Origin of the sequence: Ruminococcus sp. RTP21359st1_H3_RTP21359_211015 (genome assembly GCF_040909065.1) — a bacterium.
GTDB classification, from domain to species: Bacteria; Bacillota; Clostridia; order Oscillospirales; family Ruminococcaceae; genus Hominimerdicola; species Hominimerdicola aceti.
In genome coordinates this window covers 15,984-34,777 of record NZ_JBDGDD010000001.1, presented here as the reverse complement: position 1 = coordinate 34,777, position 18,794 = coordinate 15,984, and the positions used below count along the sequence as shown (strand labels likewise).

The 18,794-nt window shown below is 44.5% G+C and carries 14 protein-coding genes; 4 read left to right on the top strand and 10 right to left on the bottom strand.

The window, feature by feature from the left end:
- Window positions 1-149: 149 nt before the first annotated feature.
- Together AB5Z01_RS00135 and AB5Z01_RS00130 are read right to left on the bottom strand one after the other, a co-directional pair.
- On the bottom strand, window positions 150-2,681 hold the full coding sequence (locus AB5Z01_RS00135) for an AMP-binding protein (protein WP_368365179.1): 2,532 nt from the start codon (window positions 2,679-2,681) through the stop codon (window positions 150-152).
- A gap of 20 nt (window positions 2,682-2,701) precedes the next feature.
- The gene (locus AB5Z01_RS00130; protein ID WP_117891553.1) at window positions 2,702-3,145 is read right to left on the bottom strand and encodes a MarR family winged helix-turn-helix transcriptional regulator; all 444 of its coding nucleotides are present in this window, start codon (window positions 3,143-3,145) and stop codon (window positions 2,702-2,704) included.
- Between the two features lie 214 nt (window positions 3,146-3,359).
- Between AB5Z01_RS00130 and nadA the strand changes: the two genes are divergently transcribed.
- Both nadA and AB5Z01_RS00120 read left to right on the top strand, forming a co-directional pair.
- Window positions 3,360-4,283, top strand: coding sequence for a quinolinate synthase NadA (nadA, locus tag AB5Z01_RS00125; protein ID WP_046439472.1), 924 nt, complete (start codon window positions 3,360-3,362; stop codon window positions 4,281-4,283).
- Window positions 4,284-4,287: 4 nt separating this feature from the next.
- On the top strand, window positions 4,288-4,722 hold the full coding sequence (locus AB5Z01_RS00120) for a GNAT family N-acetyltransferase (RefSeq protein WP_368365178.1): 435 nt from the start codon (window positions 4,288-4,290) through the stop codon (window positions 4,720-4,722).
- 309 nt (window positions 4,723-5,031) lie between these two features.
- Here AB5Z01_RS00120 and AB5Z01_RS00115 read toward each other — a convergent pair whose 3' ends face one another.
- A complete protein-coding gene (locus AB5Z01_RS00115; RefSeq protein ID WP_368365177.1) occupies window positions 5,032-6,186 on the bottom strand; it encodes a glycoside hydrolase family 5 protein in 1,155 nt (384 codons plus the stop codon).
- Between the two features lie 236 nt (window positions 6,187-6,422).
- Between AB5Z01_RS00115 and AB5Z01_RS00110 the strand changes: the two genes are divergently transcribed.
- Window positions 6,423-7,010, top strand: a complete 588-nt coding sequence (locus AB5Z01_RS00110) for a hypothetical protein (protein ID WP_287616088.1) — start codon at window positions 6,423-6,425, stop codon at window positions 7,008-7,010.
- A gap of 50 nt (window positions 7,011-7,060) precedes the next feature.
- Here AB5Z01_RS00110 and AB5Z01_RS00105 read toward each other — a convergent pair whose 3' ends face one another.
- The 7 genes from AB5Z01_RS00105 to AB5Z01_RS00075 all read right to left on the bottom strand — a co-directional run bounded on the left by AB5Z01_RS00105 (window position 7,061) and on the right by AB5Z01_RS00075 (window position 17,490).
- Window positions 7,061-7,759 carry a histidinol-phosphatase gene (locus AB5Z01_RS00105; protein ID WP_368365176.1) on the bottom strand — a complete coding sequence of 233 codons (699 nt, stop codon included), beginning with the start codon at window positions 7,757-7,759 and terminating at the stop codon, window positions 7,061-7,063.
- Complete coding sequence (locus AB5Z01_RS00100; RefSeq protein ID WP_041337365.1) at window positions 7,759-8,928, bottom strand: AGE family epimerase/isomerase; 1,170 nt, start codon at window positions 8,926-8,928, stop codon at window positions 7,759-7,761. The genes AB5Z01_RS00105 and AB5Z01_RS00100 overlap by 1 nt, the downstream gene beginning before the upstream one ends.
- A 64-nt stretch (window positions 8,929-8,992) precedes the next feature.
- Window positions 8,993-10,255: a DUF1015 domain-containing protein gene (locus tag AB5Z01_RS00095; protein ID WP_332009145.1), complete on the bottom strand. Its 1,263-nt coding sequence runs from the start codon at window positions 10,253-10,255 to the stop codon at window positions 8,993-8,995.
- A 68-nt stretch (window positions 10,256-10,323) separates the two neighbouring features.
- Window positions 10,324-13,089 carry a preprotein translocase subunit SecA gene (gene secA / locus AB5Z01_RS00090; RefSeq protein ID WP_332009147.1) on the bottom strand — a complete coding sequence of 922 codons (2,766 nt, stop codon included), beginning with the start codon at window positions 13,087-13,089 and terminating at the stop codon, window positions 10,324-10,326.
- A 186-nt stretch (window positions 13,090-13,275) separates the two neighbouring features.
- Window positions 13,276-13,995, bottom strand: a complete 720-nt coding sequence (locus AB5Z01_RS00085) for an N-acetylmuramoyl-L-alanine amidase (protein WP_046441586.1) — start codon at window positions 13,993-13,995, stop codon at window positions 13,276-13,278.
- 175 nt (window positions 13,996-14,170) lie between these two features.
- Window positions 14,171-15,724, bottom strand: coding sequence for an NPXTG-anchored protein (locus AB5Z01_RS00080; protein ID WP_368365175.1), 1,554 nt, complete (start codon window positions 15,722-15,724; stop codon window positions 14,171-14,173).
- 170 nt (window positions 15,725-15,894) lie between these two features.
- The gene (locus AB5Z01_RS00075; protein ID WP_022287650.1) at window positions 15,895-17,490 is read right to left on the bottom strand and encodes a peptide chain release factor 3; all 1,596 of its coding nucleotides are present in this window, start codon (window positions 17,488-17,490) and stop codon (window positions 15,895-15,897) included.
- A 737-nt stretch (window positions 17,491-18,227) separates the two neighbouring features.
- On the opposite strand from AB5Z01_RS00075, the gene AB5Z01_RS00070 reads away from it, so the two are divergent.
- Window positions 18,228-18,755: a nitroreductase gene (locus tag AB5Z01_RS00070; RefSeq protein WP_195220916.1), complete on the top strand. Its 528-nt coding sequence runs from the start codon at window positions 18,228-18,230 to the stop codon at window positions 18,753-18,755.
- Window positions 18,756-18,794 lie beyond the last annotated feature (39 nt).

Sequence of the window (18,794 nt, the reverse complement as noted above, 5' to 3'; positions counted from 1 at the left end):
GATTTTTTCATTGCGAACTGCGTTCGCACAATTAACTCACCAACGGTCTTATTAACTTACCTCTTGGAGTATCTCAAACCACAGCTATGCTAATTCCTCATTCCTCATTCCTAATTCCTCATTTGTCATTCCTCACTCCTCACTTTAAATCAGTTCTCTTCGTTTTTCAAGGCAAGCACAGAATCACGAACTTTCGCCATAAGTTCCTCAGGGGTTTCGCCATTAGGATAAATAGGCTCGCCGTAAACGACTTTTACTTTATATTTGCTAAGACGTTTCCAGTTGAAAAGCCTTGGGAGCTTTCTGTCTGGCGGGAATATCTCGTGTCCGCCTTTGATGTAGGCTGGTACTATAGGTACATTGGCTTCGATAGCAAGGACGGCTGCACCGCTTTTGAACTTGCCCATTTCACCAGTTTTGCTTCTTGTACCCTCCGGGTGAACTAGCACACCCCATTTCTGACCAAGCTTTTTACGCAGAGCCGCCATTGTTTCGTCTACTCTTCCGCCCCTGTCAACAGGCACCATACCGCCTATTCTTACTATAAGTCGGCTGGCTAAACTGCCGTTGAAAAGCTCTTTTTTCGCCATACAGCAGAATTTTGCAAAACGCTCGTATCTGAAATTCAGGGTGAGGAAGATAAAATCGAAGTTTGAAACGTGATTTGCACAGATTATATAACCGTCCTTATCAGGTAGATTTTCCTCGTTGGTGACCTTGACTTCATAGAAGGCTGTCACAAGATTTCTGTAAAAGCGGTAAATACGATAGTCTATCTTTTTCTTGTCCAGAGGATAGAGCATTGATTTCACTGTCTGCGGCTTTATGCGGTTTGGGTTTTGAACGAGGGCGATAAGCTTGCCCACTGTCATGTTCTTATCCATACAGCCGTCAACACGCACACCACTGAACTCCTCTATCTCCAATGCAAGCTCGATAGCTGAGAGGGAGTCTATGGTGAACTCCTGCAAAAATTTTGTACTGAGCTTGACTTCATTCGGCTGAACGTGTGCTATTTTTGCCACGGCGTTTCTCACCATTGACGGGATATCCGACGGGTCGATACTATTTTTCGCCTGCTTTGTAAGGCTGTCAAGGTTATCCTCCATGACCATTTTCTTCAGCAGATAACGCTTTGGCTTGCCGATAGCTGTTCTTGGTATAGAATCCACAAAATGTATGCCGCTTAGCTTCATTGCCTGACCTGCGGAGGAGCTTATCTCTTTTAGCTTTTCTTCCGTCTGCTCACGCTTATCCTCAGCACAGACCACAAAGGCGTGTACCTCGTCATAGCTTCCCTCTTTCGCAGGCACTCCGCAGACCACAAGCTCGTCAACGCTCTCGATGCCCCTATAGACCTGTTCGATATCGTCAGGGGCGGCTTTTTTGCCTGTGGATAGGACGATATTTTCTTTACATCTGCCGAGAATGACGATATTTTTATGCTTATCGAACTTTGCAAGGTCGCCAGACTTGAACCAGCCGTCAGGATTGAAAGCTTCATCTGTGGACTTTTTGTCGCCATAGTAGCCTATCATCATATAAGGTGACTTTATGAGAAGCTCACCGCTGCGGTCGATTTTAACTTTTATATCGGGATATGGCTTGCCGCAGGTGTCAGCATAGACGTGCTTGCCATATGTGCCGATAGTTGGTATGCTCGTTTCAGTCGCACCGTAGTTGTTCACAATATTAAAGCCTGTGCCGTAGAAGAAATCAAATGTATCCTTTGACATTGGCGAGCCTGCGGAGCAGAGAAATCTAAGTTCGCCGCCCAAGGCTTTGTGTATCTTTGCAAAGATCTTTTTGCCGCTGTTTATGCCGTAGATCTTACGCTGATGAAGTGCAACAGGAAACATTTTCTTAAAAAGCGCTGAAGATACTTTGCTTGCGTTGATCTGCTGCATTATCTGGGTTTTCAAAAGCTCATAGACCTTTGGCACGCCCGGGAAAACTGTCGGCTTGAAGTTTTGGAAGCCTGCGGAAAGACCCTTTGCGGAGAGAGACTCAATAAAGCACACTGTTCCACCTGTGAGGAGAGGGGCTAAGACCTGTGCAAAAAGTCCGTAGATATGGCTGTTCGGCAGGATTCCGAGATAGCGTTCGTTATCGGTTATGCCATTGCACTGGCAGACCATTTTGCAGGAATTTATCTGAGAATCGTGGGTGTGCATGATGCCTGAGGCTGTCCTTGTCGTACCGCTGGAGAAGATTATCACTGCGATATCAGGGTCGCCTACTTCACCTTGGCGGAGTATATTTTCCCCTGAACCGTCAAGTCTGTCAAGCTGGTTTTGGATATCGAGAACAGGCATATTTTTCACGCTTGTAAGCTTCTTTGCCGCCTTTTGAGAAGCGACAACGCACACAGGCTGTGACTTTTTCACCAGTGCGACAAGCTCTGCCGCAGGAAGCGAATAATCCAAAAGGACGGCTGTGGCGTTTAGCTTTGCACAGGCGAGGAATGCGATATTCCACTCAGGTCTGCCCTCAGAGGCGATGCAGACCCTATCCCCTGCCACAATGCCCATGGCTTTCAGGCGGCTGCAAAAAACATCAGCCTGCTGCAAAGTTTGTCCGAATGTATATTCCTTTGTTTCACCCTCGTCATTCATCATCACGAGAGCGGTCTTGCTATAGCGGTTTATTGCCGTTTTTCTAAATTCATTATAAATATTCATGGCAGTTTCCTTTCCGCACCTCAGACTTTCTGAGAGTTGCCTTTCATTGTATGTTCAAGTGCCTCGACAGCTTTTTCGGAGCTGTCAAGGAGGTTTTTGAGATTTTCCTCACCCAGTGCGTCAACGAACACGCTGAAATATTTTTCAAGACGCTGCTGCTTTTCTTCAATGGACTTTTCACCTTTTGGGAGGAGTTTCACCTGCACACGGCGTTTATCCTCAGGGTCACGCACAAGGCTAACAAAGCCTTTTTTCTCCATTGTGCTAAGAACAGAGGTCACACGCTGACGTGATATCATAAGGTCACGGCTTATGTCTGAGGGGTAGACTATGCCCTCGGCTGTGCTAAGATAGACTATCACTTTGCTTTCACCCTGAAAAAGCTCTGCAAGGTCGTCCATATATCCTGTTTCAAAAAATCGTCTGAAAACTTCTCCAAAACGCTGGGCTGTTTTATCGTTCATTGTTATTCCTCCAAATGTCAAGGCAGTTGATTGTCAACACTGTTGATTATACACCCTGTTGATGAATTTGTCAAGTGCATGGCTTGTTATGGTACAAATGCCCTTGACAAAATGTCTATATCATACTATAATAATATGGTATAAATCTTTCGGCAAATGCCGAGACACCGAAAGGAGGATATGCTTTTCAAAGGTCGAAAGGCATGATCTGGATATGATAAAGGACGTACAGGAAAAAATTCTTCAGTTAAAGAAAGAAAACGATATTTGTATACTTGCGCACAGCTATCAGGCTAAGGAGATAGTAGAGATAGCAGATATTACGGGTGATTCATACAAGCTAAGCGTTGAGGCGCAGAAGGTCTCAAACAAAAACATACTTATGTGCGGAGTGCATTTTATGGCTGAGGCGGCAAAAATGCTCAACCCTGACAAGAACGTATATCTTGCAAATCCATCGGCAGGCTGTCCAATGGCAGAGCAAATGGAACCTGAGATGATAGAAATGATAAAGGCGCAGGAGCCTGACAGAAAGGTAGTATGCTACATAAACACCACAGCTGCACTCAAGAGGGTTTGCGACGTTTGCGTTACTTCCTCGTCTGCGGTGAAGATAGTAAAGAACATGGACGCTGACAAGATACTGTTCATTCCTGACTGCAATCTTGGTGCATTCGTAAAAAAAGCCTGTCCTGAAAAGGATATAATGCTTTTGCAGGGCGGATGTCCTGTTCATGCGTCGGTAACAAAGGCTGACATGATAGCGGCTAAGACGGCTCACCCTGATGCACTGGTGCTTTGTCACCCTGAGTGTATCCCTGCTGTAAGCGAAATGGCTGATTATGTTGGTTCGACTTCTGGAATAATGAATTTTGCGGCTGAGTCTGACGCAAAGGAGTTCATCATAGGCACTGAGATATCTATTGCGGAGCATTTGCAGTACAGATTTCCTGAGAAGGAGTTTTACATACTCTCAAAGAAGATACTTTGTCCTAACATGAAGCTCACCACTCTTATGGACGTTTACAAGACTTGCGAGGGCATCGGCAACGGCGGTGGTTTTGAGATAAAAATGACAGACGAGGAGATAACCTCTGCAAGAAAATGTATCGACGAAATGATACGTCTTGGGGGCTGATATAATGGATAATTACACCATTAAGATAGCAAAAGGGCTTGCAAACAACGCAGACGCCAGGCTCATAAGACAGCAGGTATTCGTTGAGGAGCAGGGCTTTGTGAACGAATTTGACGATATTGACGCTAAGGCTTATCATGCTGTTATCTACACAGGAGGATATCCCATTGCAACAGGCAGGCTGTTTGACGAAAATGGCGAAGCGCACATTGGACGTATCTGCGTGAGAAAGGCATATCGTGGCAGAGATCTTGGCAGTATGATAGTGGAAGCCCTTGAAAAGCAGGCTGAAAAAGTGGGCTACAAGGAAGTCGGCTTATCGGCGCAAACGAGAGTACAGCAATTTTACGAGAAGCTCGGCTACAGGGCATATGGTGATGTTTACAAGGACGAATACTGTCCGCACATTGCAATGAAAAAGACCCTTTCAGGGGAATAGATATGAAAAAGGACGACTTGGGGTCGTCCTTTTTTTGTGGCGTTTAATGAACAAAACAGTTTGTGATTGAAACGAACGAGAGTGGCGGGACGTCGAGGGCGCCGTCCCCTACACAAAAAATTGCGCCGCTCCCCTACATAAATGTATTGATAAAAAACGATAATAATATAAATTTTTGTAGGGGCGAACAGCGTTCGCCCGTTTACCTCAAGATTGCCCACCGCTCGCAAGATATCAATTCGCCCCACAAAAATTGCACATAATTTGCGCACAAAAAAAAGGACGGAATCGCTTCCGTCCTTGATTTTTTTAGCTATTTACTGTTTCCATGATAGCGTCGATTATTTCAGGGAAATACCAGCCGCCCTCGGATCTGTTGAGAAGTCCGAAGTTCTCACCGTTTCCTATTCTTGTGCCGTTATCCCACCAACAGCATGGTACGCCGTACTGCTTTGCGGTGCTGAGATAATCCTTTACACACTGAACTCTCGCTTCTGTATTAGCCTTATTTACAGAGCCGAACTCACCGATTATTACAGGTATTCCCTTGCTGAGGAACACTTCATTGATATCGGTAAAGAGTGTTGTGATAGAAGAGTCGATACTTGTATACTGGTCTGTGCCTGCGGTATCAAGTGCAAATGAATATGGCAGATAAGCGTGGATAGAAACTATTATCTTATCGTCGCCCTGCGGAACTTCCAAAGCCTCCATATTCTGCTTTGTTGATGAAGCGGCATATGGTGTTACCATTATACATCTGTTAGGGTTGTTTCCGCCAGAAGCACGGACAGTTTCAACAAACGCCTTTGCGTACTGATTTACGACCTCTCTTGACTCGGCGTCGCCTATCCACTCGTTGCCCTCGCCTCTAAGTCTAGGTTCATTCACGCCCTCGAAAATGAGGTGCTCGTCATAGCCCTGAAATCTGTCGCATATCTGTTTCCAGAGGGCTTTGAGCTGCTCGACATCTTTATCGGCACGGTCTTTCTTAGGCATATACCACTCCTCGTGGTGGGTGTTGAGGATAACGAACATTCCGTTATCGATACCGTAATCGACAATTTCCTGAACTCTGTTCATCCATGCTTCGTCAACTGTATGGTTCTCGTCCATGTGAGTACCCCATGAAACAGGAAGTCTGAACACGTTGAAGCCTGCGTCCTTGACCTGGTCTATCATCAATTTTGTGGTTTCCACATTTCCCCATGAGGTTTCAGCGTCAAGACCTGAGCCGCCTGTGGCGTCCATGGTATTGCCAAGATTCCAGCCCACTTTCATCTGAGCCACAAGGTCTTTTGCAGTGGTCACTGTCATAGGGTCATTGGTATGCTTCTGAGTATTTTCTGTAGCTGAAGAATCGTTTTCAGCCTTTGAGGAGCTGTCCGAACTGCCACAGGCTGTCATCATTGATACGCCCATTGCAAGGGAAAGCACTGCCGCAAGTAGTCTTTTGATTTTCATATTTTGGTTTTCCTTTCTCACCATATAAAATAATAACATTTATATTTTAGCTCATTAATGTGGATTTGTCAATAGGAATAATAAAATTAGATAAACGCACAAAGTTCTGTTGAAATGTGACTATATATACAAAATTTGTTTTTTGTTATTCATTTTGCCCATTGACAATTATAATCATAAACTGTATAATTTAAACATAGAGTATTTAATTTGAAAATTATATGGGGGGTACAACTATGAAAGCTAAACACGTTGGCATAATAATATGGATAATCGTTGCTGCCGCTTTTATATTTTGCTTTTGGTATTTTGGCTTAAAGAACATAGTTTCTTCTGATGAACCTGAAGATGATGAAAGCGGAATAAATACCTTTAACTACAGCTGTCCCCATGACGATACCTATCAGGAACCAACGCTGAATATGGGAAAATATTATCCAAACGGAGATACAAGCAAAGATTATTTTATAATAGGAGAAAACAACACTCTGAAATACAGCGGAGATTCGGAATATCTTTGCAATAAGCTGTTTACGTTTTATGACGAGACCGCAAAGCAGGATACGATAAAAATGTGGTCTGAAACCAGAACATATACTATTAAAACCTATCACGAAGCAAGAGATCAGATACTAATTGAATTTACAATCGGAAACGATTTACAGCACGAAAAATATAAAGAAGCTTTTGACAGCCCGTTTAAGTATGTTGATGAAAACACATTCGTCGCCGTTGATACTTACATTCGTGTTCCCGACGATTCTGCCGCTGAATCGGAATCTTATTCCGACGATGTTTCGGTAAATGAAAGCAAAATTTCATAGTAAAAAAACTTCAATGGCGAAAAAACGTCATTGAAGTTTTTATTTATGTTTTATGTTTCAGCCGGCTTTTCCGGAATTATCGGGGTAAGCTTTCCGTCACGGAGAAATTCTATATAATCTTCTATGGAATTGATAGGCTCGTCAGTTGCAACGCCGCTGATACGGCCGTCCTCCACCCACAGGTGGTGATTGTCTGTACCGCCTGTTTGCTTAAAGCCGAACTGTTCAGCATACCATTTCGCACGGTCGTTGTATATTTCCTTGCCGTTGCCGCTGTTATAGACCTCAACGCCGTCTATCCATTTCGGCAGGAGCTTTATTTCATGGATATACCAATCTGCCTCACGAAAAGGGTGGGCATGGACTAACACTCCACCTGCTTTATGCACTCTGTCGGCAAACTGATAAAAGCTTATATCACTGATGTTATCATTGGCAAGAAGAAAGTCCTTGTCGATACCATAGGTCAAAAGGTCTGCACCGAAGTAGGAATACTCCAGACCGAAAAAAACTTTCAGACCTATCTTGTCACCCTCTTCTTTGGCATTCTCATAACCCTTGCAGAACTTGTTCACTCTGTCCTCCCAACTGTCAAAGTTGGTGACGGCACAGTTGCCGTTGAAAAAGTGATCGGTGACGATGATCCCGTCATAGCCTAGGGCTTTATAACGCCTTGCCTGCTCTGCTCCGCTTGCAGAGGCACAGGCGCTTCCCTCGGCGGTATGCAGGTGTGTTTCATACCTGAACATCAGAAGTCCACGCCTCTGTTGATGACCTCCATGCACATTCTGCCGTTATGATAAGGGCATTTCCATGGTCCGACTATCTCTTTCCAATCATGTGGCTTATGGTCATAGGAAACCTCGGCATACCACTCTGAGCCTTCTCTCTTGTCGATTATCTCAGCCTTGATATACTCCCACACGCTTCTTGCACTTTCAAGGAACTTCTTTTCGCCGCTGTGCTGATAAGCGTTGATGAAGCCAACAACAGACTCGGCTTCTACCCACCATACACGCTTCTTGTCTATCTTATCGTTCTCACGCTCGTTGTTCAGTGCGCCGTTATCCAGAGCGATGTTCTGGATATTATGAGAGATTTTAAGATCCATTTCAGCAAACTGCTTTTTAAGCTCCTCGTCGCCCAAAGTATCGCAGGCAAGATCCATAAGCCATGTTGCTTCGATATCGTGACCAAATGAATGGATATCTCCCACAAGGTCGAACTTTGTGTCAAAGAAAACTTTCAGAGCGTTAGTTTCAGGAGTATAAACAATATCTCTCATCTGACCAAGCTGGAATTTAAGCCTTTTAGCAACTTCCTCGTTGTGGTCTGCCTTATAAAGCTCGGTATAAGCTTCGATAAGGTGGAGGATAGCGTTCATTGTCTTATCAGCATGCAAGCCATTCTCAGAAAGAGCGTCATTTGATACCAAGTTCCACTGTCTGTCGAAAGCCTCTCTATAGCCGTACTCGTCGAGAGTGTTGTTCTCGATGTCGTGGAAAAGCTTATAGGCAAGCTCAAGAGCCTCTTTGTCACCGCTTGCGTTATAGTAGCATGACAGTGCATAGATAGCAAATGCGATATTGTATGTATGCTTCATAGTGTCGGCAGGCTCGCCCTTATAGTTCATCATCCAATAAACTCCGCCGTACTCATAGTCGATACAGTGGTTTTTGATAAACTCGTAAGCGTGGCGTGCGTTGTCAAGAAGTGTCTTATCGCCCAGAGTGATATACGCTTTTGAATAGAACCAAAGTATTCTTGCGTGGAGGATAACGCCCTTATCAGCCTGCTTATCCAGCTTGAGGTCATAGCTCATAAAGCCGTAAAATCCACCGTTCTCATCATCTCTCAGCTTGTTCCAGAAGGGAATGATATGTCCTGTAAGTTCCTTTTTGACTTCTTCAATTATCATCGTAAAAACTCCTTTTAAAATATATTGTCTACGATTTTTCTATTTCAACATTTCTTTATTTTTTCTATTTCAATATTTTCCTTGCCTCAACATAAAATCTCTTATCCTCGGCATGACCCATGGAGAACGTTTTTCTTGGCAGTGCGCCGTCAACGATAACTGTAGGGAAAAGCTCTTCCTTGCCCATGTCAGGGAGCATAAAGCCTATGGAATTTTCCTTTGCGGAAAGCTCTCTTATGACCTCTGCACCGTGGATATAGTCAACCTTGCCGCCCTTTTCCTTGATATAGCTGTCAAGGAAATTCTGCAATGAGCCGACAGTGAGCTTTGAAGTCGGCTTATGTATATAGAGAGTCTTTTCCGTGCCATTGTCGCAGACAACTATTGCCTGCTCTGACTTTTCCTCGGAAAGCTCAAGAGCCGCTGTCATTTCGCTCATAAGAGCCTTTGTGTCAACATCTGTAACTATTCTATGGATAGCTTCAAATTCAAGTGCAGGCGAATGGAGATTCACTATCTCCACAAGGGCATATCTGCAAAGTGCATTGCTCATGTCCTTATTAGGGTTCTCTCTCTTCTGCTCCTCGTAAAATTCCTTTGCAGTAGCAAGAGAATGGTTGCCGTCACCCATTGCGTAGACAAGAGGTGAAGTTTCCTTAAGACCATACTTTGTATTAAAAGCGTCGATATCACCAAGCTTTTCAAGTGCGGCTATTATCTTTTCCTGCATAGGCTTGTCAATAAGATAGCCTACGATATGACCACCCTTTTTCATAAGGTCAAAGTCATAGAGCTTTTTCATTTCTCCCTTGTGGGCTTCAAGCGGCTCAACAACGCTTTTTTCTGTATCGTCAACGAGTATCATGATATGCGGCAGCTCAACAGGTGCGCCACGTCTTACCTTTATTCTAGGCGGTATTCTCTCCACAACTGTGGCTTCTGTTGCTCTTACGGCAGACTTCGAGCCTTTGCGGTAGTCATACTCTTCAAGGTCGATAGCGCCAACAATGCCCGCTCTGACCTTTCCGTCAGACTGTGTTCTTTCAACGTATATCATAGCGTCCTTATACTCTTCAAAAACGCCCTCGCTGATATAGCTGTCCATATTCTTATGTATGTCGGCTATTCTTTCATCAACGTTATCGTCCTCCAGATAGACCTCAGGCAGGATAAGGTTAAGTGCGCTTTTTGCACCCTCTGTTATCTTTTCCACGTCAGCCCAATACTCAGGCTCAGAGGTATACTGGTCGCAGGCAACCACTGCCCATTTTGACATATCGGCGTTCTTAGGCAGAAGTATATCTGCACTTTTAAATGCTGTTGACATTTCACTACACTCCTATTATTCTTATATCCAAAACAGGACGGCTGTTTTCACCGTCCTGCATATTGTTTTTATTCCTCAGAGCTATTCTCTGCCTGCTCGGCTTCGTCAGCCTGTACACCGTTTCCGGCACCGCAGCAGTTCTTATACTTCTTGCCGCTTCCGCATGGGCAAAGATCGTTCCTGCCCGGCTTCTTAGCCTTTCTTACGGTCATGTTATGATGCTCGCCCGGCTTGAGAACGTCCTCTCTCTTTGGAGCGGCGCTGTTCTTCCTTACCTGAATGGTGAACAACATTCTTACAGTATCTTCACGGATAGAAGCTACCATATCGTCGAACATATCCATACCTTCCATACGATACTCGACTACTGGGTTCTTCTGACCGTATGAACGCAGACCGATACCTTTTTTCAGCTCGTCCATATCGTCGATATGTGCCATCCACTTTGTATCGACAACTTTAAGCAAAACGACTCTCTCTATCTCATGAAGAAGCTCCTGACCAAGGTCTTCCTCACGCTTTGCGTATATTTTCAAAGCTCTGTCTTCAAGGAGGTCAACGATATCCTGCTTTGATATCTCGTCAAGCTCCTGTGGGGTATAGTTGAAGTCGTCCTCAACTGTGATTATGCCCATAAGTCTGTCCTTAAGACCCTGCAGGTTCCAGTTATCCTGAACGTCCTCGTCAGTGATATACATATTTACAGAATCCTCAACAAACTCCTTTATCATGCCGAGGATATTTTCATGGAGATCCTCTCCGTCAAGCACCTGCTGTCTTTGCTTATAGATTATCTCACGCTGTGTGTTCATAACGTCATCGTAGTTAAGGACGTTCTTTCTGATGTTGAAGTTTCTGCCCTCTATCTTCTTCTGTGAAGATTCGATAACACCTGTGAGCATTTTTGACTGGATAGGAGTATTCTCGTCAACTTTGAGAGTGTCCATCATGGCTGTTATTCTCTCACCGCCGAAAATTCTCATAAGGTCGTCTTCAAGTGAGAGGAAGAATGTGCTTTCGCCCGGGTCGCCCTGACGGCCTGAACGTCCTCTGAGCTGATTGTCGATACGTCTTGACTCGTGTCTTTCTGTACCGATGATATAAAGTCCGCCTGCTTCTCTAACCTTTTCTGCAAGCTCCTTTACCTCGTCAGAATACTTTGCATAAAGTTTCTTATACTCTGCTCTTGCAGCCAGAACTTCCTCGTCCTGAGTATTTGAGAAGCCTGCTGCCTCGACAGCCACTTCCTCAGAATAGCCCATTTTCTGGAGGTCTGCAAGTGATTTATACTCAGCGTTACCGCCAAGCATGATATCAGTACCACGTCCTGCCATGTTGGTAGCGATAGTAACAGCACCGTATTTACCTGCCTGTGCAACTATCATAGCCTCACGGTCATGGTGCTTGGCGTTAAGCACTTCATGCTTGATGCCCTTATTTTTCAGCAGTCTTGAAAGATACTCTGACTTCTCAACGGAAACAGTACCAACGAGGACAGGCTGTCCCTTTTTATGGCACTCTATCACCTGCTCGATAACAGCGTTGAACTTGCCCTTTTCTGTTTTGAAAACAACGTCAGGGTGGTCAATTCTGATAACAGGCTTATTTGTCGGTATCTCGATAACGTCGAGCTTATAGATCTCTCTGAACTCGTCCTCCTCAGTAAGTGCAGTACCTGTCATACCTGACAGCTTGCCATACAGACGGAAGTAGTTCTGATATGTGATAGTAGCGATAGTCTTTGACTCTCTTGCTATCTCAACGCCCTCTTTTGCTTCGATAGCCTGATGCAGACCGTCATTGAAACGTCTGCCCTGCATGATACGGCCTGTGAACTCGTCTACGATAAGAACTTCTCCGTCCTTAACAACGTAGTCGATATCCTTTTTCATAACGCCGTTTGCCTTGATTGCCTGATTGATGTGGTGGGCAAGGGTCATATTATCAGCGTCCATAAGGTTTATAACGTTGAACGCCTTTTCTGCTTTCTTAACACCGCTCTTTGTAAGAGTTGCGGTCTTAGCCTTTTCGTCGATGATATAGTCGCCGTCCAGAAGGTCGTTATCTGCCTTATCGTCCATTTCAACAACTGTAACAGGCTTCAGGGTCTTTGCAAATCTGTCGGCAAGTGAATAAAGCTTTGTTGACTTGTCGCCCTGACCTGAAATGATAAGCGGAGTTCTTGCTTCGTCTATGAGGATAGAGTCCACCTCGTCCACGATAGCGAAAGCGTGCTCTCTCTGAACCTTATCTTTCTTATAGATAACCATGTTGTCACGGAGATAATCAAATCCGAACTCGTTGTTTGTACCATATGTAATATCAGCGTTATAAGCTTCCCTCTTCTGCTCCTTGTTCATGCCCGTAAGCACAACGCCGATAGAAGTGTTCAGGAAGTGGAACACCTTGCCCATTTCCTCAGACTGGAACTTAGCAAGATAGTCATTTACTGTTACAACGTGAACGCCCTTTCCTGTAAGAGAGTTAGCATAAGCCGCCAGACAGGCAACGAGAGTTTTACCTTCACCTGTTTTCATTTCGGCGATACGTCCCTGATGAAGAACGATAGCACCGATTATCTGAACAGGGTAAGGCTTTTTGCCAAGCACTCTGAACGCAGCTTCACGGCAAACCGCAAGAGCGTCAGGAAGAACGTCATCAAGAGTTGAAAGCTCGTCCAGCTTGCCCCTCAGAATGGCAGTCTGTCCGCCCAGCTCCTCGTCAGACATATCGGCATACTTACTTTCAAGCTCGAGTACCTTATTCTTTATAGGCTCGATCTTGGCAAGCTCTTTTTTAGAATAGTTGCCGAATATTTTATCAAATAATCCCATGTTTCAATCCACCTTTATTTATTTTCCTGCCAGAATTTACGGCAGGAAAAAGTTAAAAAATATACTATGCTATAAATACACTATTATATTATACAATATCCCCTTTTAAAAGTCAAGCAATTTATGTAACGTTTTACAAACAAAAAACGACGGACAGTGTTTTCTCACTGCCGCCGCACCAATGGACTATTTCTGCATTAGCCTGTATTCGCTGATACCTGTCAGCACTGTAAATGCCACCTGACGCTGATAGTCCTCGTTCTCCAATTTCTGAGCCTCTTCGGGGTTTGAAAGAAAACCGCACTCTATCATCACCGCAGGATTTTTGGTATTATTAAGTAGATAAAGCTCGTCGCCTACCGGCTTAGTTTCTCTGGTATTGTCAGGCTGTAAAAGGGAAACGAACTGCTTTTGCATCACTCCCGCAAGCTTTTCACCCTCGGCATTGTCTTTAGAATAGAACATCTGCGCACCGCTGTAGCGGCTGTCGGTAAACTGATTTTGGTGTATGGAAACTGATATGCCATCGGAATATTTCGAGAATATGGCAAGGCGGTTTTTCATATCGGACTTTTTCTGCTCCCCAAGCCCCTCTGTGCCTTTGTCATAGATAGAGATATCGCTTTCACGGGTGCAAACAACATCATAGCCGAGAAGCTTCAGACCGTCACGGAGGCTTTCCGCCACCGCAAGGTTTATCCCCTTTTCAGGCGTGCCGTCAACGGATACACAGCCTCCGTCCATACCGCCGTGACCTGGGTCGATTACCACCACAGGCTTATCCATGGTCGTTTTCACCGCCCCACCTGTCATGACGGCTTCACCGTTGTTTTTGCCATACCAGCACACTGCCGCAAAGCCTGCTATCACCACGCAGCACAAAATATTCTGCAATCTTCTGAACATATATCCGCCCTCCTAGTTTTTGTCCTTTGTACAAGTTATGCGGACAAAGGACGGCTTATGCAAAAAAAAATCACCGCACCACGAGAGGGTACGGTGATAAAATATTCAGCACACAGATAATATGCCAATATACGGGTGAACGCTGTTCACCTCAGCATATATTAGGCTGAAAAGACTATTTCTTTTTACGCTTTGCACATATCGCCAAACCTGCTCCAGCGGCTATTATTGCGGCTATAACGCCTGCCGCCGCACCTGTTGACGGATTTGTTGACGAATCGGTATTATAATTCTTTGAAGCCTGAGAGCCTGCTGTTTTGTCAGGGTTAGAAATATCATTTGAAGTGTTCTTCTTTTCTACATATGTAAAGCTTGCTCCGCCCACAACGTCCCCAAGCTTATAATCGTCATATGACTCTGCAAGGGTGCCTTCATTATTAGGAACTTTGTTTTCGCCCATGGTGCTTATTGTTACAGAAAGCTCATCATAGTCGCTGTTAAGTTTTGCAAGATACGCCTGAAACTCCTCTGATGTGGCTTTCTTTCCCTCGATGGTGTATGAAGTCATGCCTTTTTTGCTGTCATATTCTGCGGTGCAGATATCAGCGGTGAGACATTCACCAAGACAGCTAAAAAGCTTTCTCACTGCGTAATGCTCCTTGCCGTCCTCTGCATATCTATCCTCTGAGAGGTATGTTTTTTCGCCAGTCTGCTTGTTTACATAAGGCTTGAAGCCGAAGCCGTTCTCACCGTCGCCATGGTCGTTCGACACATTGGTATCCGCCAAAAAGCCTGCATTGCCCATACCGATAACGTCATAAAGCCTTAAAGCAGTACCTTCATCTAAGAGGTCTGCAATACCGCCGATAACAAAGTCAGGAACGCCGTCAAAGTTTAAATCCTCAAACCAACTGTTATAGCTCCAATCAACATCATCAGCAATTTCAGAAGGAACGTCAACCATCATCTCTTTAAGAAGATCGTACATCTCGACTATTACGCTTGTCATATCGTCCTTTTTGTTCTCCGCCGTCATGACAACGCAGTTATACTCGTTATACATTTCCAGAAGCTTATCAGCGTCAGCATTTGCAGTTTCATCTGATGTCAGCTCTGTATTTTCCACTTCAAGAGGGATAAATCTGCTGAGGGTGGATTTATAGTTATAATACTCGCTCTCGCTGACCTCTTTGCCGTCTGTTTTGTAAACAGTGCTGTCAGTTTCCAAATCGTATTCTTCCGAGCAAAGCTCCTTTTCAGTAACGCCTTTTTCAGGGTCAAAGGTCATAGTTTTTATCTTATCGTTACTTGAAAAATATGATACCTCCCCTGTATAAAGATCTCTGTAAGGCATATAATCAAAGCCCATAAATCCCGGAAAATACTGTCCGTCTGCAACAGTGTCATCTATCTTTATCTCCTTACCGTCCTTGGTAAGAATAGAATAATGTCTGTCGCCGTCAGCCATTTCACCGCCTATTATAAACTCAGGCACACCGTCAAAATCCAGATCCATGAACCATGAGCCATAGTCGAAGTAGGTCTTATCGCCGTCTGCAACACTGTCCATACTCTTTAAAATATCAGGCAGCTTGCCGTCTATGAAATTGACGAAGTCTTCTCCTGCGTCCTTATCAAGAACATAGGAAGCGTCTGCCGAAGCTGTAGTGAACATCATGCTCGCTGACATAATGACCGCAATTGCCGCCGCACTTATCTTTTTTATCATACATATCACCCCAAAAAATAGTTTTCATACATATACCTACTTAATATTTCATACATATACCTACTTAATATATAACATATATCAAATAAAAAGTCAAGAAAAAAACTGACCAAAGCACACACTTTGGTCAGTTTATCACTTTTTAGGAAAGGGTATTTAGCAATATTGTATTATTGCAGGTCGCCTCTGTTAAATTCTGAAAGCTCAAGACCCTCGTTTCTTTCAAGCGCCCAGCGGATATTCCACTCGCTTGTGAAAAGAAGCAGATAGTTGTCACGGAAGTCCTTGACAAGCTTTGTGTCACTTGAAAGCTTCAATGTCTTAGGGTCGATATCCTTGTTATCTATCCAGCGGATATAAGAATAAGGCAGACCCTCTTTGAAGAGGTCAACGTTGTACTCATTTTTCATTCTGTATTCAAAAACTTCAAGCTGAAGAACGCCCACAACGCCCACGATAACTTCTTCCATACCGCTGTCAGGCTCATGGAATATCTGTATCGCACCCTCTTGTGCGATCTGTGTTGTACCCTTTACGAACTGCTTTCTTTTGAGGGTATCCTTCTGACGGACTCTCATAAAATGCTCAGGTGCAAAGGTCGGGATAGACTCGAACTCGAACTTTTTCTTTGGCGAGCAAATCGTATCACCGATAGCGAAGATACCTGGGTCAAACACACCGATTATATCTCCTGCATAGGCCTCGTCTATTATCTCTCTTTCCTGAGCCATTATCTGCTGAGGCTGAGAAAGTCTGAGCTTTTTATTACCCTGAACGTGGAGAACTTCCATATCCTTATCGAACTTGCCTGAGCAGATACGCAGGAAAGTGATACGGTCACGGTGAGCCTTGTTCATATTAGCTTGTATCTTGAACACGAAAGCCGAGAACTCAGGGTCGAACGGATCTATGATACCGGCAGAAGAATTTCTCGGAGTAGGAGAAGTTGTCATTTCGAGGAAGTTTTCCAAAAACGGCTCGACGCCGAAGTTTGTAAGAGCAGAGCCAAAGAACACAGGCGAAAGCTCACCCTTTCTCACCTTTTCGATATCAAACTCATAGCTTGCGCCATCGAGAAGCTCGATATCATCGCAGAGAGTTGAGTGGAGATCCTCGCCGATAAGGCTGTCAAGTGACGGGTCGGAGAGGTCGACTTCTGTAGCTGCCACCTGATGCTGTCCACCGCTTGCCTCAAAAGAGATTATATGCTTTTTATCTCTGTCATAAACGCCCTTAAACTCTTTGCCTGAGCCGATAGGCCAGTTCACAGGATAGGTCTGGATACCAAGTTCAGACTCTATCTGCTCCATAAGATCGAAAGGATTTCTGGACTCACGATCCATTTTATTTACGAAAGTAAATATAGGGATATGGCGCATAACGCAGACCTTGAAAAGCTTTCTGGTCTGATTTTCCACACCCTTTGAAGCGTCTATTACCATTACGGCTGAGTCTGCAGCCATAAGAGTACGGTAGGTATCCTCAGAGAAGTCCTGATGTCCAGGAGTATCCAGAATATTAATACAATAATTTTTATACTGAAACTGCATAACAGAAGAAGTTACAGAGATACCTCTTTGTTTTTCTATTTCCATCCAGTCTGAAACAGCATGACGGGAGTTCTTTTTACCTTTTACAGCACCTGCCTGAGCTATCGCACCACCATAAAGCAGAAATTTTTCCGTAAGAGTTGTCTTACCTGCGTCAGGGTGGGAAATTATCGCAAAAGTACGGCGGCGTTTGATCTCATCTTCAAGCTTACCCAAAATTATTCCTCCATATTTCATTGCATTTTTAAACATACCTTGTTAGTATAGCACAGTATCGCTGAAATTGCAAGAGATTTTTTATGAAGAAAGCGGCGTTTGTAGAATGAGGAGTGAGGAATGAGGAATTATGGTATCGTCTGTCGGCGATAAATTTTTTGATAGGGGCGAACGCTGTTCGCCTGCTTCTTGTTTGCCCATACATTCCTGCGATATCCACACATTATTTATGTTTTCACAAACCATGTAGGGGACGCTACTTTGCCGTGCCGCAAAATCGCTTCGCTCTTTGCGGATTTTACGTTGTGCAGGAAACAACAAAAGCGGTGCAGGTCTTATTCTTCGATACTTATTTGTTTAGTGATTTAGTTTGTATTTCTTCTTTTCACCTCTGCACCGCTTAATCGGCTTGCGCCGAATGAGGCTCTGCCTCAAACTCCGCTAGGGACTCTGTCCCTAGACCCTGCAATGGGTTTCACCCCTTGACCCTGACCAGGGGCGTGCCCCTGGACCTTTTGCTCGCTTCGTTCGGTGTTGGCTACCCCACTCTGTTCGGCGCTGTCATTCCTCATTCCTCATTCCTCATTCAGCCCCACTCGGTGCGGCGCTGTCATTCCTCACTCCTCACTTAAACCGCTCCTCACTCCTCACTTAAACAGCCGTTGACATTCTCCACAAACTATGCTAAAATCAAAGTGTAAGCAAATAACTATCAAACCTACAAAGGAGGCTGTTTTATGAAAGATCTGCTCGAACTTATGAAAACCAGAAGAAGTGTACGAAAATACAAGCCTGACATGATACCTCAGGACGTTCTCGACCGCATCATACTAGCAGGAACTTATTCCGCCACAGGAAGAAACTTGCAGTCACCTATTATCATTGCTGTCACCAACAAGGAAATGCGTGACAAAATTTCTGAGATGAACAGAAAGATAGGCGGCTGGGCTGAGGGCTTCGACCCGTTCTACGGTGCGCCTGTTATTCTTATTGTACTAGCTGACAAATCCTGCCCGACTTACATTTATGACGGAAGTCTTGTTATGGGCAATCTTATGCTTGCCGCTCACAACGAGGGCGTTGGAAGCTGCTGGATACATCGTGCAAAGGAAGAATTTGAGTCTGAAGAAGGCAAAGAGATCCTCCGCAGCCTTGGCATCGAGGGCGAATACGAGGGCATCGGTCACTGCGCACTCGGCTACACTGAGGGTGAATATCCCGAGTGCCTCAAGAGAAAAGACAATTGGGTATACTATATCAAATAATCCTGACAAACTATCTAACAAAAAACGGAGCGGTCAAAG

Excerpts from the sequence above, each read along its gene's own strand:
- AB5Z01_RS00135 (WP_368365179.1), bottom strand. The coding sequence starts at position 2,681 with ATGAATATTTATAATGAATTTAGAAAAACGGCAATAAACCGCTATAGC.
- AB5Z01_RS00130 (WP_117891553.1), bottom strand. The coding sequence starts at position 3,145 with ATGAACGATAAAACAGCCCAGCGTTTTGGAGAAGTTTTCAGACGATTT.
- nadA (WP_046439472.1), top strand. The coding sequence starts at position 3,360 with ATGATAAAGGACGTACAGGAAAAAATTCTTCAGTTAAAGAAAGAAAAC.
- AB5Z01_RS00120 (WP_368365178.1), top strand. The coding sequence starts at position 4,288 with ATGGATAATTACACCATTAAGATAGCAAAAGGGCTTGCAAACAACGCA.
- AB5Z01_RS00115 (WP_368365177.1), bottom strand. The coding sequence starts at position 6,186 with ATGAAAATCAAAAGACTACTTGCGGCAGTGCTTTCCCTTGCAATGGGC.
- AB5Z01_RS00110 (WP_287616088.1), top strand. The coding sequence starts at position 6,423 with ATGAAAGCTAAACACGTTGGCATAATAATATGGATAATCGTTGCTGCC.
- AB5Z01_RS00105 (WP_368365176.1), bottom strand. The coding sequence starts at position 7,759 with ATGTTCAGGTATGAAACACACCTGCATACCGCCGAGGGAAGCGCCTGT.
- AB5Z01_RS00100 (WP_041337365.1), bottom strand. The coding sequence starts at position 8,928 with ATGATAATTGAAGAAGTCAAAAAGGAACTTACAGGACATATCATTCCC.
- AB5Z01_RS00095 (WP_332009145.1), bottom strand. The coding sequence starts at position 10,255 with ATGTCAACAGCATTTAAAAGTGCAGATATACTTCTGCCTAAGAACGCC.
- secA (WP_332009147.1), bottom strand. The coding sequence starts at position 13,089 with ATGGGATTATTTGATAAAATATTCGGCAACTATTCTAAAAAAGAGCTT.
- AB5Z01_RS00085 (WP_046441586.1), bottom strand. The coding sequence starts at position 13,995 with ATGTTCAGAAGATTGCAGAATATTTTGTGCTGCGTGGTGATAGCAGGC.
- AB5Z01_RS00080 (WP_368365175.1), bottom strand. The coding sequence starts at position 15,724 with ATGATAAAAAAGATAAGTGCGGCGGCAATTGCGGTCATTATGTCAGCG.
- AB5Z01_RS00070 (WP_195220916.1), top strand. The coding sequence starts at position 18,228 with ATGAAAGATCTGCTCGAACTTATGAAAACCAGAAGAAGTGTACGAAAA.